The following is a 15,247-nucleotide window of genomic DNA, read 5'->3' as shown; positions in this document are numbered from 1 at the left end:
CAGCCGAGGCCGACAGCATCATTACCCTGACCAAGCCGGATGGCAGCACTGTCATCACGCAAACGGATGGCGAGGGTAACTGGGCACTGCAACCTAACCCGCTGGCTAATGGTGAGGTAGGTAAGGTCACGGCGACTGATCCAAGTGGCAACGTCAGTGCTGAGACCATCACCAGCGCGGCTGATTTGCTCAGCCCCGATGCACCCGTGGTCGAGAGCAACAACGAGGCAGGCCTGGCCGGCACTGGTGAAGCGGGCGGCACCATCGTGGTTGAGCTGCCAGACGGCACCACTGTGTCCACTACTGTGGATACCGACGGGCAGTGGGCGATCAAACCGAACCCGCTGGATGAAGGCGAGCAGGGCACAGTGACCATCACTGACCCAGCCGGCAACACCAGCGAGCCGGTTAACACCGGTAAAGCTGACGTCACCGCTCCAGAAGCGCCTGTGATTGAAAGCAATAACGAAGCAGGTCTGGCAGGTTCCGGCGAAGCGGGCGGCACCATCGTGGTGGAACTGCCTGATGGCACCACTGTGTCCACTACTGTGGATACCGACGGTCAGTGGGCGATCAAACCGAACCCACTGGATGACGGCGAGCAGGGCACAGTGACTATCACTGACCCAGCCGGCAATACCAGTGAGCCGGTTAACACCGGTAAAGCTGACGTCACCGCTCCAGAGGCGCCTGTGATTGAAAGCAACAACGAAGCAGGCCTGGCCGGTACTGGCGAGCCTGGCGGCAATATCGTGGTCAAGTTACCGGACGGCAGCACCGTATCCACCACTGTCGATACCGACGGCCAGTGGGCGATCAAGCCGAACCCGCTGGAAGACGGCGAGCAGGGCACAGTGACTATCACTGACCCAGCCGGCAATACCAGCGAGCCGGTTAACACGGGTAAAGCCGACGTCACTGCGCCGGATGCTCCGGTCATTGAACACAACAACCAAGCAGGTCTGGGCGGCAGCGCTGAGGCCGGTGGCTCCATCTTGGTTAAACTGCCCAATGGCGACACCCTGACGACTACGGTTGATGAAAACGGTCAGTGGGCGATTAAACCCAACCCACTGAATGACGGCGAAAAAGCCACGGTTACGGTCACTGACCCCGCCGGCAACATCAGTGCGCCTAGCGAAACCGGCGTTGCCGATATCACCGCACCGAATGCACCGACGGTAGACAGCAACAACCTCGGCGGTCTGAGCGGTACTGGCGAAGTGGGCAGCACCATCACCCTGACCAAGGACGATGGCAACACTGTCACCACCCAAGTCGATGCCAATGGCCAATGGACGCTGCAACCCAACCCGCTAGCTAACGCTGAGGAAGGTAAAGTCTCCGCGAGCGACCCAAGCGGCAATATCAGCGGGCAAACCCCTACTGGTAAGGCTGACCTGATCGCGCCGGATGCCCCGAGCATTGAAAGCAATAACCAAGCAGGCTTGGGCGGTAGTGCTGAGGCAGGCGGAACCATCGTGGTTAAGCTGCCAGATAACACCACCTTGACCACCACCGTGGATAAAGACGGCCAGTGGGCGATTAAACCCAACCCACTGAATGAGGGTGAAAAAGCCACGGTTACGGTTACAGACCCGGCCGGCAATATCAGTGCGCCAAGTGAAACCGGCGTTGCCGATGTCACCGCGCCAAGCGTGCCGAACATTGATCAGGTGATTGATGATCAGGGCGATCAGACAGGTCCTATCGCCAATGGTGCTTACACCGATGACCAACATCCGCAGGTGGTCGGCAGTGGTGCCGAAGCTGGGGCGCTGATTCGTCTGTTCGACAACGGCAAAGAAATCGGCAGCACCTATGCCGATCTGCAGGGCAACTGGAGCATTACCCCGGTTGATCCACTGCCGTTTGGCGAGCATCTGTTCACGGTCACGGCGACGGACGCGGCGGACAACCAGAGCGCGATGAGCGCGGGGCATGGCATTCATATCATGCCGGTGAGCGAGGCAATCACCATCAGCATCGATGCCATCAGTGATGACACCGGTGTGGTCGGCGACTTCATCACCAGCGATAGCAGCCTGACGGTTAGCGGTACTCTGAGCGGCGAGCTGTTGCAGGGCGAGCGCGTGCAGGTATCCAACGACGGTGGCAAAACCTGGGTGTATGCCAGCGTCATCGGCAGCACTTGGTCGCTGCAGGATCAGACCCTGCATCAAGGTCAATTCACCTATCAAGCACGGGTAGTGGACTTAACCAATAACCAGCTGGGTTATGCCGAGCAAGTGGTGCAGGTGGATGTCAGCGTGCCTGAGGCGAAGGTCAGCATTGACTCGATCAGTGATGACAGCGGCGTAAGCAGCAGCGACTTCATCACCAACGACAACAGCCTGTTGGTTCACGGCTCGCTGGATCGTGAGCTGGCGGCGGGTGAGCGGGTGGAAGTCAGCGTCGATGGCAGCACCTGGGTGGTCGCCGTGCGTGACGGCCTCCACTGGACGGCTGACCTGCAAGGGCAAATCTTGGCCGATGGTGAGCATCAGTTGCAGGCGCGGGTTATCGACGCGGCGGCTAACCTGGGCAACAGCACCAGCCAAACTGTGCAGATCGACACCAGCGGTCCGGATGCCTCCGGCCCAGACGGCGCCAAGCTGAGCACGGATAACAGCCTGACCCGCGACACCACCCATGGTCTGGATGTGCCGTTCAGCGATAGCGTGAACAAGCTCAACAATGACCACATCACCCGTGATCAAACGGTGACCTTACAAGGCACCCTGAGCCATGTGTTGCCACAGGACGAGTACTTGCAGATCAGCCTGGATGGTGGTCGTACTTGGACTAACCTGGCGCTGCAAGGCGGTACGCAGTGGAGCCTGGCGCTGCCTGAATTCACCAGCAGCACCAGCTTGGTTTATCACCTGCGGGTGATCGACGACGCGGGCAACCTGGCGAGCAATACCGAGTTTGCCGAGGAGGGGTATCGGGTCGTGGTCGATCTGGATTCCCCAGAGCGCATCATTGCCGCACCGGAGATCACGCAGGCGCTCAACAGCAATAGCGTGCATACCTTCGACAGTGAGCGTTACGGGCGCGTTGAGGCCGGCGCACTGGTGTCGTTGGTCAGCGACGTGAATGGCAATGGCACCTATCAGGAGGGGTTGGATACCGTTATCGGTTACGTCAAAGCCAATGCAGACGGTACCTGGAGCCTAAGCACCAGCCTGCCGAGCGGCGCGCAAAACCTGGCCTTTGTGGTCTGGGACGAAGCGGGTAACCGCTCCGGGATGAGCGCCGTGACCAGTATTGGGGTGAGCGAAGGCGATACAGCCGCAACGATTATTGAGCAGAGCTGGGGGGGCACCACCGATACCGATACTCTGGGTATGAACGCGGCAGCGGTCACCCTAAATCAGGATGGTTCTCTGACGTTCTACCAGAGTGTGCGGGGCACGTCCGGCACATCTAAGGCTAACGCCGGGCGGGTTTACACCGCGCAAAACCAAACTGATTACAGTTCGGTGTATCTGGCCGAGCCAACAATTGCCAACGGCGGCGGTGCTAACGTAAACATCGATGATGTTTACCAGCACTTTACCAACTCGATCGTGTTTGCAGATATCAACCGCGACGGTTTGGCTGATGTGATGTCGCAGATCAGTACCTATGGTGGGGCCAATACTGCTTATTGGCTCCAGAATGCCGACGGTACTTATCAACCTAAGGCTCTTGCCCAGGGCACGCTCAACCACTTAGGTGGTGCAATTGCCTATGACCGTTATGGTGATGGTTATCTGGACTTTGTGCTCGGTGACTCCGAGGCTGACTCGATCAGCTTCTTCAAGAACGACAAAGGTGTTATCAGTGCTGAGCAAGTAGCGGGGCGTGCTGCTGGTAACCCTGGTGGGGCAACGCCGTCGAATCTAGTCGTCCTGCATGAAGTATCGGCAGTCGACCTCAACAACGACGGTCGCGTTGATATCACCGCGCACTCCAACTACAACGGCAGTACTTTAGCTGGCAACGGCGGTACAGGCTTAGCTGTTCTGTATAACGATGGCGCCGAGTTTAGTCAGTACAGCAACTACACCGGGGTATTCCGTAACGAAGGCTGGATGGACCTGGGCGACGTGACAATCGCCATGACCTGGGCGGACTTTAACGGCGATGGCTGGCTTGACCTGTACCTTAACCGTGGCTCGAAAAACGGTGCGAACTCCAACGAGAGCCGGATCTATCTCAACGATGGCCAGGGCGGTTTGTTGGCCACCGACAAGGATGCACTGTGGTTTGGAGACAACGTTGAGGGGGCCACGTCCGTGGCCATGGACTGGAACCACGACGGCAAGATGGACGTCATCGAGGTGCCGCGTATGGGCGATTATTACAGCCCCATTACCGGCCAGATGGACCTGACTCTGTATCTGAACCAGGGCAACAACACTTGGGCCGGAAGCGGTGTCGTGCTGGGGACCTACAAAAAAGATGAAATCTCCGGTGCGGCTGCCCTGGACTACGACTGGGACGGCGCCATTGACCTGGTCCTCTATCGCCCAGGCGCGGACGCGGCCGTGGTGGCTGGAGACAGTTCGGCGCCGAGCTTGTTGGTGAAGAACAACAACCGCGTGGCCGATGGCACCAGCATGCATGTGCGCATCCTCGACCAGAACGGTTTGAACGTTTTCTATAGCAACACCGTCAAGCTGTACAACTCCAAGGGCGAGCTGGTTTCCACACAGATCATCAACCCACAAACCTCCGGCACCAGCAACAGCTTGGGCTTGGTGAGTTTCTATGGTCTGGATGCCAACGAAACCTACTCGGTGCAACTGCTGCGCATTGAAAACGGTGTGGTTAACCATGTTGGCGCCGTGGCTGAGCAGGGTGGTTATACCAACACCACCCTTAACCAGTCTTGGGGTGGTTTGACCACCGGTAAGGCCCACGATGCTTATGTGTTGACGGCCGAGAGTGACACGGCCAACAACGACACTATCGGCGTCGGCGGCATTGTCGGTTCGGGCTATAACGACACCTTCTTTGGTTCCGAAGGCAACGACACCTTTACCGGTGGTGCTGGCTGGGATCATGTGATGTCTGGCGGCCCGCACTGGAGCGCCGATGGCGGCATGGATGTGGTCGATTACAGTCGCTCGGCCAATGCCATCAACGCCAACCTGCAAACCGGGGTGGCCGAAGGGCAGGGGGTGGACAAGCTGGTCGGTATCGAAGGTTTAACCGGCAGTGACAAGGCCGACACCTTCACCGACAACGCAGCCAACAACGTCTTTGAAGGTCGCGGCGGCAACGACGTGTACTACCTCACCAATGGGGGTAACGACACCTTGCTGTATCGCTTGCTGGATAGCGTCGATGGTTCCGGTGGTAACGGTCACGACAGTGTCTATGGCTTCCATGTGGGTGATGTCACTCAGGATGCCAACGCTGATGTGATCGACCTCAGTGACTTGCTGGACTACAGCGGCCCGCTGTCGTTCTACAAGGGTGAGGATGGCTTGACGCTGGATCACTCAGCCAAAGGCATCCTCGACTATCTGAACGTGGCAATTCGCGGTAACGACACGGTAATCAGCATTGACCGTGACGGCACTGGCGAGCAGTCCAACTTCACCGAGGTGGTGACCCTGGTGGACACCCACACCGATCTGCTGACCCTGCTGCAAAACAACCAGATCATGGTGTAACCCTAACCGGCGTGGCTGCGGCCACGCCTTCCCCACACGACCTAAGCCCGTTTCGACGGGCTTTTTTGTGCCCAGAAGAAGGTGCTGCTAGCTCACCCCAATAAGGTGCAAGCGCTTGTGCGGCGATTGCACTCTACTCGAGACTCACACCTCGTAGGGTGGATGACGCTTCACCCATCCCCCCTCCCCCCTCGCGTTCTGCGCCACCACAGATAGGGCGCGAATGACCGCTCGCCTAGCCTGTGCCCATAAAAAACGGCAGCCCGTGGGCTGCCGTTTTGATTCAACAGGCATCAAAGCACAGGCTTAAGCCTCGATATCAATATCCCGCGTTTCCTTGCCCAACAGCAGCGCTAACAGCGTCAAACCGGCCATGGCGGCCAGGTACACACCGACCCACGCCGGGCTGCCGTCGCCCAGGCTCCACAGCCATACGGCCACAAACGGCGCCAGTGCGGCGCCAAGGATGGACGATACGTTGTAGGAGATCCCCGAGCCGGTGTAGCGCACGTTGGTGGGGAACAGCTCTGGCAACAGCGCGCCCATGGGCCCGAAGGTCATGCCCATCAGGCTAAAGCCTAAGATCAGCCACAGCATCACGCCAACAAAACCGGCGTTGAGCAATGGCACCCAGCACAGGCCAAACAGGATAATACCCAGGGTCACCCAGATCAGGGTTTTACGTCGGCCAAAACGATCCGCCCAAGGCCCGGACAGCAAGGTGAAGATGCCGAAGAAAACCACCCCGGCAATCAACATCAAGACGAACTCGTTGTAGCTGTAACCCAGCCCTGGCAGCTTGCCCGGTGCCGCTTCTAGAGGTGCGCGGCCGTAGCTGAGGCTGAAGGTGGTCATCAGGTAGAACAGCACATAGGTGGCGAGCATGTAGAAGGTGCCCAGCACCAGCTCACGCCAGTGTTTACGGGTCACTTCGGCCAGAGGCAACTTCACCACTTTGCCTTGGTTCTGGGTCTTGGTGAAGGTGGTGCTTTCCACCAAGTTCATGCGAATCCACAGACCGATGATCACCATCACTGCGGAGAACAAGAACGGAATACGCCAGCCCCAATCCAAAAACGCCTCGGAAGGCCGTGACGGATCAACCGAAGGCAGCAGCGCGGCGACGATCAAAAACAGCCCGTTGGCGATGATAAAGCCCAGTGGTGCGCCCAACTGCGGGAAGGTGCCAAACAGCGCGCGTTTGCCTTTGGGGGCATTCTCGGTGGCCACCAGTGCCGCCCCCGACCATTCGCCGCCAATGGCAAAGCCTTGGGCCAGACGCAGGAATACCAGCAACAGCGGTGCGACCCAGCCGACCATGGCGTAGGTGGGGAGCAGGCCGATCAAAAAGGTGGCAATACCCATGGTCAGCAGGGCAATCACCAGGGTGGTTTTACGCCCTAGTCGATCACCCAGATGGCCGAAAAATATCGCCCCCAGTGGCCGGGCAATCATCGCCGCGCCAAACACCGCAAAGGAGGCGAGCAGGGCGGTGGTCTCGTTGCCCGGTGGGAAAAACAGGTGAGGGAACACCAGCACGGCTGCCGTGGCGTACACGTAAAAGTCGTAGAACTCGATGGTGGTGCCGATCAAGCTGGCAAGCAGGACACGTGCCCGGGAGTTGACCGGGGCCGCAGGCGCAGAAGCAATATTATTAGTCATGGGCATCTGGACGTAGTTAAGGAACACAACAGCCCTAGACCTGAAGCGAACAGTGCCTGTGTGCAGGAGCGCGGGTCAAAAATCGCGAGGCATTAAATCAAGCGAACTGAGCAGGACTCAGCCCCGCCGTCAGCCTAGGTGATAGCAACACGATCTTCGCCGCGCCAGAGCTGCGCTCGACGACTCTTCGTCCAGAGCCTGATAAGAGGCTGCGACGAGTGGTGGCTATCTTCGCTGAAGTGCCAGGGGATGAATAGCGCCAAGTGGCCTCTGCAAGGGCTTTATTGTTGTGTGAGACTAATAGCTGGACTCTCCGCGCCCCGCTAGACATCTCTGCCTATGCTTTGAACCTAGGAAGCAGTCTATGAACAGCCAACGGCTCCACCCCAGAATTCAAGGCCGAAGCCGCTAGGAAGGTCGTTGGGCATGGATATTCAGTAGCAGAGATCAGCGTATCCCTCGACGTCTCTCTAAAACTGGATAAAGGCTGCCACACCCGGTAAGTCGCAGAGGCAGGCGAATGAGTTGCTGGAGGCTGCTGAAATCTGTGGCAAGTCCCCGCGTCGCATCGCCTGATGCGCGGCCATAAGACCAAGGCTTTGCGGGGTTACAAAGCACCTTGCCTAATCGCGGCTTGACCCTCGATCATTGCGCCCAACCATCGCTATCGCGAGTTCACTGTCGCTACATTTAATAACGTCTGAGGATACGCAGGCTTTAGTGAACCGTTAGTTTTGCAGACGTTAATAATGAATAATGAATCGCCCCTAGTTTCGTAGACACCTCCAGGCCTCATAATACGGCCCATTAGGAGGTGCCATGAGCAACCCGCGTTATCCCGAAGAATTCAAAATCGAAGCCGTCAAACAGGTCACTGAGCGAGGTCTGCCGGTGGCTGAGGTAGCGGCTCGTTTGGGCATGTCGACACACAGCCTGTATGCCTGGGTGAAGCGCTACAGCAAACCCGCAGAGCAACGCCTGCAAGAGGATGATCAGCAAGCTGAGCTGCGTCGTCTGCGTGCTGAACTCAAGCGCGTGACCGAAGAGCGAGACATCCTAAAAAAGGCCGCCGCGTACTTTGCCAAGGAGTGCGGCTGAAGTACGCCTTTATCAGTCAGCTATCCGCAGACTATTCGGTTCGCCGTCTGTGCCTGACCCTGAAAGTACATGCCAGCGGTTACTACGCCTGGCTGGCTAAACCGAAGTCGGCACGGGCCAAGGATGATCAACGTCTGCTTGGCCTAATCAAGCACTCGTGGCTAGAGAGTGGCGGTGTGTACGGCTACCGCAAAATCCATGACGACCTGCGTGAGCTTGGAGAACAGTGCGGCAGGCATCGCGTTGCTCGATTAATGCGCCAGGAAGGACTGCGCTCGCAGACAGGGTATCGGCGTCGGCCGGGCCGTTATGGTGGCAAGCCTCCAGTGGCCTCACCGAATCATCTTGAGCGTCGATTCAATGTCACCGAACCCAATAAGGTCTGGGTTACGGACATAACCTACATCCGCACCTATGAGGGCTGGTTATTTTTGGCGGTGGTGCTCGATCTGTTTTCGCGGCAGGTAATTGGCTGGTCAATGAAGCCGCAAATGACCAGCGATCTGGCTATTGATGCATTGCTAATGGCGGTTTGGCGGCGTAAGCCAAAGCAGGAAGTGATGATTCACTCAGACCAGGGTAGTCAGTTCAGCAGCGGTGACTGGCAGAGCTTCCTGAAAGCCAACAACTTGCTTGGCAGCATGAGCCGACGCGGCAACTGCCATGACAATGCGGTAGCGGAAAGCTTTTTCCAGCTGCTGAAGCGGGAGCGGATCAGGCGAAAGATCTACAGCACCCGGCAGGATGCTCGCGCTGATGTTTTCGATTACATCGAGATGTTCTACAACCCAAAACGCCGGCACGGCTTCAACAAACAGCTGTCGCCGGTAGAGTTTGAAAAGCGCTATTTCCAGATCCTGGAGAGTGTCTAGAAAACCTGGGGCGATTCAGTACGCCGCAGTACGGGAATGGAGAGCTCGCTGCTTACCGTAAATGCATTTCGGCCTGTCAGGCTGATGGCCTAAATGGACCGCATCGGTGGTGAGTGTTGAGCTGCTGCTACGCACCTGCTGAGCAGTGTCAGCGGTAGTGTCATAGAGCTAGAAGGGTAAATGCGAGAGCTGGCGTGGCCTGAGACCCCATCCAGAAAAGCCGTCTCTGTTGAGGAGAGGCTAGAAAAATATGCTGCTTAAGGGCAGCTCACTTAGTCAGCCACCATGTGCTGATTTTTTTTAAGCAACCGAATCATTTCATAGAAAATTAATTGCCTGCAAGCGATTTCTAGTACGGTGGGCATGTGTATCTGAACTCTTTAAAAGTGCGAAAAGGTGAACTTAAGTGCACCTTTTCGACATTTTCTGTCATTACTAGCCAGCAGTGCTCTACAAAAGGTGAACATATGTGCACTTTCGTGGGGCTGCGGGCGTTCACTGGTCAGCTATTAGGCAAAAAAGGTGAACATAAGTACACCTATTTATATATGAAGTCCTTAGTCGGCGATAACGGAGGTGACCTTGGATTCTCAGAGCGCGCGTGCGCAATACACTTTTAGTTTGCGCGTGTGGGAAAAAGAAAATAGCTGGGAATAAGCTACGCTAGAATGCTCATTCCTACGTATTTTCATGAGTCTTCATCGCTTTCGGTCAGGAGAGGCCATTGGCTGCCATTTCGACCTTCAATTCGAGTTCATGGGCCTCCGCAACACCAACGCTGACTAACCGCCCGAGCATGCGGTCGATACGGGCGCGCATCGGATGCTTGGGTAGGAGCAATTCCGGCTCCTGGATCATCACAGCTGCTAACCACTGAACTACCTTGTGTCCGATGCCCAGTTCGATCCACAGTCCTGGCGCCTCCGTGCGACCAAACCAAGCCTCGGTCGCCTCAAGCAGGAAGTCTAGATGGCGCGCGCGCGTTCCAACGAGGAGGAGGTTCATCGTGCACAGCGCCACGAAGGCTGTCGGCCCCCCTGGTAGCAGCGGTCTTATGCTTGGAAGGAGCGGGTCGACACGGTCGAATAGTACGGGCGGCAGATAGCTTTGCGTCCCGTTGAACGGGTTGTAGGTGTTCAGCATTACCTTTGCGACGATCCCGCCGATCTGCGTGTCGATCCGTGAACTGGCCGGATCGTGAGCATATCGCCACCGGTGGAGCGCCATAACACGATGCGCCAAGCGGGCACGTAAATCGGCAGGCCGTGCGGCCGGACGCAGCGGATCATTGCAATAGAGCGCGTCGGCCGAATGGATGACAGTCTGCGCGATCTCGCCAAACGTCTGATCCGGTAGATCTGTCACGAGCTTCAGATCAGCTTCGAACGCCGAATCGTTGGCGTCGAGCAGCCGCTCGGCGAAAAGCGCGTAGTAGTGCAGATTCCAGCTGTGGGGATCGCGATCGATCTCGATATCTACCGGCAGACCTAACCCGTTGATACGCGAGGTCCAGTCGACATAGGCCTCAACCAGCTCCTGTCGCCAATCGATCGACCCTTTTGGGGCTGCCTGGAGGATCGCCAGCCATTGCGCTGCCGCCTTGCTGTCGACATGAATGAGCGACGACTGCTCGGTGACTGCAGACTTTATCGTCTCGTCTTCCCTGAGCTCTGTCGGCGTTGTAAGTTCAGGAACGTGGATGCGCGATCCGCGCCGCAGACGCGGGCGTTCCTCGGGCCAGAACGGCCACTCAGGTTCGGCCTCTCCATCCAGCCAGGCAATCTCGGCTGCGACCTCAGCATCTACCGCCGCGGCCCGCCCCGCGCCGAAGCGAGCATGCTCTGCCTCGTCCTCTTCGTCGTAGCTCTTCCACCGCCAAGTCAAGCTTGCGAACGCAGCGCGCATTGCTGCCTTAAAGAGCTTGGGCTCGAATTTGAGCATCCGTCCGAGTCCGGCTGTGAACGCCGGCGCCGCACTGCGATCCTCGCGCGTCGCGAGCCGGATCAGCGCGTTCCGGTCCGTCTGACTCCCCTTCCTGGCCCAGAGATGTATCAGAGCAAGGATGGCAAGCGCCGGCCGATTGAAGCGCAGCGTATCCTCTGATCCGCCGCCGCGATCGGAGTGCTCCTCAAGCGCGATGGCGACGACCTGCCGGACCCACGCCTCCTCGGTGGCGAGAAGAGCGTCGTCACCGTCGCGAGCCACCAGTAAGGCCGTCGTGATAAGCCGGGTTGAGCGCGACTTGAGGTAATCGGTATCCCTATCGTCGGGAAGATCGCCGCCCGCATAGGTTACCGCATCGCGCGCCGTCGCGGCGGTAGCGTGTTCACCTCCGCCGGCGACCGCTAACTCGATGCGCGATTCAATCTCGTTCGAACGAATGAATGAGAGCCGCTGCTTTTCCATCTCCTCCAAGTGCGCGGTCTCGTCCGCTGGCGACTGATATAGCAGCTTTCCATCCTCGGTATCGATCCAGTTCGATCGCTGCAGCATGTTGTAGGCCACCCGCGCGATGAGCCGCGCGTCACTCCAGTTCGAGTAGGGTTGAATGGGGTCGAGACTCTCGACCGCGGCACCTAGTTGCTCGCGCAGACGATTCGCCACTGGATCGTCCCCCAGATAAAAATGCACTGCGTCGAACAAGCATGCGCGTCGCGACGGGCGGCCCTTCAAGTCGGCGAGCTTGATCTTGGCGTTCGGTTCCTTCCCGATCACAAACTGATCCAACCCGAGTCTTAGGTGATCATTGTCCCGACGCATACGGTCGATGGCCAGCAGCGCCGGGACGGCAATGAACGGAGCCAGCGCATCGCGCGCTGCGTCGAAATGCGAAAGCAACACATCGACCGCGATCAGGAGATATGCCGCACAGCTGCCCTCAGGCCCGAGGATATCGGCGAGTACTTCATCGACCGGGGCGCCATCATCGAGCCTTTGCTGGCTCCAGGCCTCTAGCGCCTTTAGCCCGGAGGCAGCCGAATAATCGCGGCATTGATCCCGCGACCAGAGATAACTGTCGGTTCGGGGAAAGAGGCGCGGACCGTCACCGAAATCGATGGTGAAGCCAGAGTCTGCCGGCGCACGCGCGTCGGTGCTGAATGTTATCGCCTCCGCGACCAGTGCCCGGATCAGCTTCAACCCTTCTACGGGGACAGAATCCAACAGATCGAAGAATGGGGGCTGAGCCGGCGAGGCCGGCAAATAGCTGCTGTCGGCGAAGGTGAAGGTCTGCTGCATTATGCGGTCGCGACGGCTGCGCGGATCCCTCTTCTGAAGGAGGCTTGTCAGTACGAGCGCCGCCAGTTCAGTGGGCGCAACTGGTGCGATCGCTTTCGAAAAACTCCGGATCGCATCGACCTTGTGGCTGTTCCGCTCGTTTCCAACCTCCCTGAGATAGGCCTTGAGCTCATCAGGTGCGAACTCGCCGAGCAACAGAGCGATCACGCGAAGTTGCTCGATCAAACTGCTTCGTTCGTCGCTCGCAGTTCGCCCAAGGACCCGCTCATCCCGGATCGTCACCTTGGCGTCGCGGACGTCGAGCTGTCGTAGCCAGCCAAACAGCATGACAGCTGTTTGGCTGGCGACTTGTTGAAGATGCTTGAGGAGGAAGAGCTGTATCTTGACTAGTTCGAGCACTGCGCTGATCGCCGGAATCGAAATCTCGGCCACATGGGTCAGCACCCAGCGCAGCACTAGTAGGGCGGCGCCGGTGACATCGATTCGATAGGAGCGCGGGAGATCGGCCTTGGTACCGTCCGGCATCGTCATCAGGTCGACCGTCGCCACGGTCTCGACCGCAGCAATAGTCGTGCATAGTTCGACGAGTAGAGCCGCCCCATTTGCAAGCAATCCGGCGCTGCACTTTTCGAGCAATTCGTACCCGGCCTCCGAGCGCGGCAAGGCAAGTATCGCCTGACGCCGCCAGGACCCATGCGCTCCAGGGGCCGAGAGTTGCCCCAGAAGTTGGAGCCACACGCTGCAATCTGCACTCGACTCCAGCGCGAGGCGCGCGGCGAACTCGATGCCGCGGGCAACGCGCGGTGAGACCGGTACACTCAAGTCTAAATTGGCCAGACGCTGGGGGTGCTCGGCGATATAGCTGCCTATCGCCCAGTCACGCAGCACGTCGTGATAGAAGTCGAGCCGGTCGCGCCGCACTTCCCTGAGCGTTAATGCGTCGATCAGATGTGAGCGCGCCATTGAGTCTTCGGCAACTTCAAGACCCTCTTCGCTCTTCATGGCGCTGTCGGCGAGAGCTGCCATCAGACGCTGCGCTGCGCGAACGTCGTTTGCAGGTGCGCCGTCTGCACTGCTCCACCAGAAACCGGCCATCGCTGCCTCGGTCCGAATCCTGGTAGCGCTAGGCACCTTTAAGAGCCGGGACAGTCGGTAGAGATTTCGTGCAAGTCCAGCTGCAGGATGCTTCGGGGCCAGCAACGATCGAAGATCGGGCGCCTGATCGACGAGGGTCGCAATTTCATCCTCCGTCAGGGTGCCAACTTGTATCGCGTACGCGCCGCCCATTGCAGCAATTATCTGATCGTCGAGCCAGAGTTCGACATCGTCATTGCCGGTCGTGCGGATGGTGGCGATCACCTTGAAGTCCGGGATCGCGCTCGCTGCCCTCATTAGCTCGGTGATAGTGCGCTGGCGCCCGGTATCGTCGAACATGTCGATGCCGTCGATGAAGAGTATCGCGCCGCCGCTTGCGGCCAGATCAGTCAGGAATTCAACAGCGGATCCTGGGATGCCGAGAGCGTTTGAAAACGACAGCCAACCCCCCGGAGGCGTCGAGTCCCGGTCGAGGACAATGATCGGCGCATGGCGCGCAACACGCTCAGCGAGATGGCGGAGGACCCAGGATTTGCCGACACCAGGACTCCCGCAGATCTCGATGAAACGATGCACTTCGGATGCATCGTCTACAGCAGTGATTGCTTCTAGCCGCGGCAAGGTCACCCCCGCCACGCTCGAGCCGATATGTGCAAGCGTGTTGTGCGCAAGCTCGGTGAGTCTGACGCGCGCCGGACCATATTCGCGGCCGCCAGCAAGCCGGAATCCCGCTTCTGCGAGATTGACCTCTAGAGCTGTTCGGTTTATTTCACCGCCGGTGGTCCCTGTCTTGATTGACAAGTCGATCAGCCGGCTCCACAGCGCCTCGGCGCGGCCGACGTCCTCGTTAGCTAGCGCCGTCCGTGCGAGGGCCTGCCCATAGGTCCGGGCGATCGGCGATGTTGCCTCGAAGTCGAATTCGAGAATGAGCATCCGCCGCAATAGCCGCCAGATCGTATCTTCGTCATCAGCGACACCATTGGCGACCAAGTGCCTTCGCGTCGTCGCGACGAAATCGCGCATATCCTTGCTCGCGATGCCTCTGGCCCCTATCCGCGTGAAGAAGGCCGACGCACTCTCCATGGTTCGCGCCCACTTGAGCACGTCCTGATAAGCGCCAGAAATCTTGCGGCTGGTTCGTTGCGTCGCGATGCCGAGAAGGTGTCGATCCTCCGAAACGGGACCCACCACGCTCCGCGCGATCTGGGAGGCGACGTCCTGATAAATGCTGTCCCCCGGAGAGAAAGCGATATCCCGCTTCGACTGAACTTCGAGGATAGAGTCGCCGGCTGGCCCCACGCCGAAAACGATCAGGTCGTCCAGCTTAAAACCTTGTTCGGTGCCTTGAAATCGGACGCTGGTGACCCGGGCGTCTGGCATTCCCGGCGCCCGATTGCCTGTCAGCAGGGCGAGCAGATAGAGCGCACCAAGTTCGCCTTCGATATATGCGCCGGCCGGCCCACGCGAGGCCGGGCTTGAACCGAGATCCATACCGGGTCTGAACTCCACATCTATCATCTATACGTTGCGCAAATGGCTGCTCTACTCAGTAAGCCTACCCTATGTGCTGTTTCACCCGAATGGACATCAGCTTCCAATTCATCTTTTCACAAA

4 protein-coding genes are annotated in these 15,247 nt (G+C 58.4%); 2 read left to right on the top strand and 2 right to left on the bottom strand.

Translation table 11 applies throughout. From position 1 onward, the window contains the following. Window positions 1-5,669, top strand: a 5,669-nt coding sequence (locus NTD81_RS17235) for an Ig-like domain-containing protein (RefSeq protein WP_262183908.1), incomplete at its 5' end; no start/stop codon positions are given. Between the two features lie 306 nt (window positions 5,670-5,975). Here the strand turns inward: NTD81_RS17235 and NTD81_RS17230 are convergent. Then, on the bottom strand, window positions 5,976-7,337 hold the full coding sequence (locus tag NTD81_RS17230) for an MFS transporter (protein ID WP_410017174.1): 1,362 nt from the start codon (window positions 7,335-7,337) through the stop codon (window positions 5,976-5,978). An 813-nt stretch (window positions 7,338-8,150) separates the two neighbouring features. Here NTD81_RS17230 and NTD81_RS17225 point away from each other — a divergent pair. Further along, a protein-coding gene (locus tag NTD81_RS17225) for an IS3 family transposase (RefSeq protein WP_262183905.1) occupies window positions 8,151-9,301 on the top strand; the annotation gives its coding sequence in 2 pieces (ribosomal slippage) (window positions 8,151-8,394 and window positions 8,394-9,301; 1,152 coding nt in all). 711 nt (window positions 9,302-10,012) lie between these two features. Here the strand turns inward: NTD81_RS17225 and NTD81_RS17220 are convergent. After that, on the bottom strand, window positions 10,013-15,124 hold the full coding sequence (locus NTD81_RS17220; RefSeq protein WP_262183903.1) for an ATP-binding protein: 5,112 nt from the start codon (window positions 15,122-15,124) through the stop codon (window positions 10,013-10,015). Window positions 15,125-15,247: the final 123 nt, after the last annotated feature.

Origin of the sequence: Pseudomonas sp. 5P_3.1_Bac2, from assembly GCF_025465995.1 — a bacterium.
Taxonomy (GTDB): Bacteria; Pseudomonadota; Gammaproteobacteria; order Pseudomonadales; family Pseudomonadaceae; genus Aquipseudomonas.
This window is presented reverse-complemented; position numbering and strand designations above follow the sequence as displayed.

Excerpts from the sequence above, each read along its gene's own strand:
- NTD81_RS17230 (WP_410017174.1), bottom strand. The coding sequence starts at position 7,337 with ATGCCCATGACTAATAATATTGCTTCTGCGCCTGCGGCCCCGGTCAAC.
- NTD81_RS17220 (WP_262183903.1), bottom strand. The coding sequence starts at position 15,124 with ATGGATCTCGGTTCAAGCCCGGCCTCGCGTGGGCCGGCCGGCGCATAT.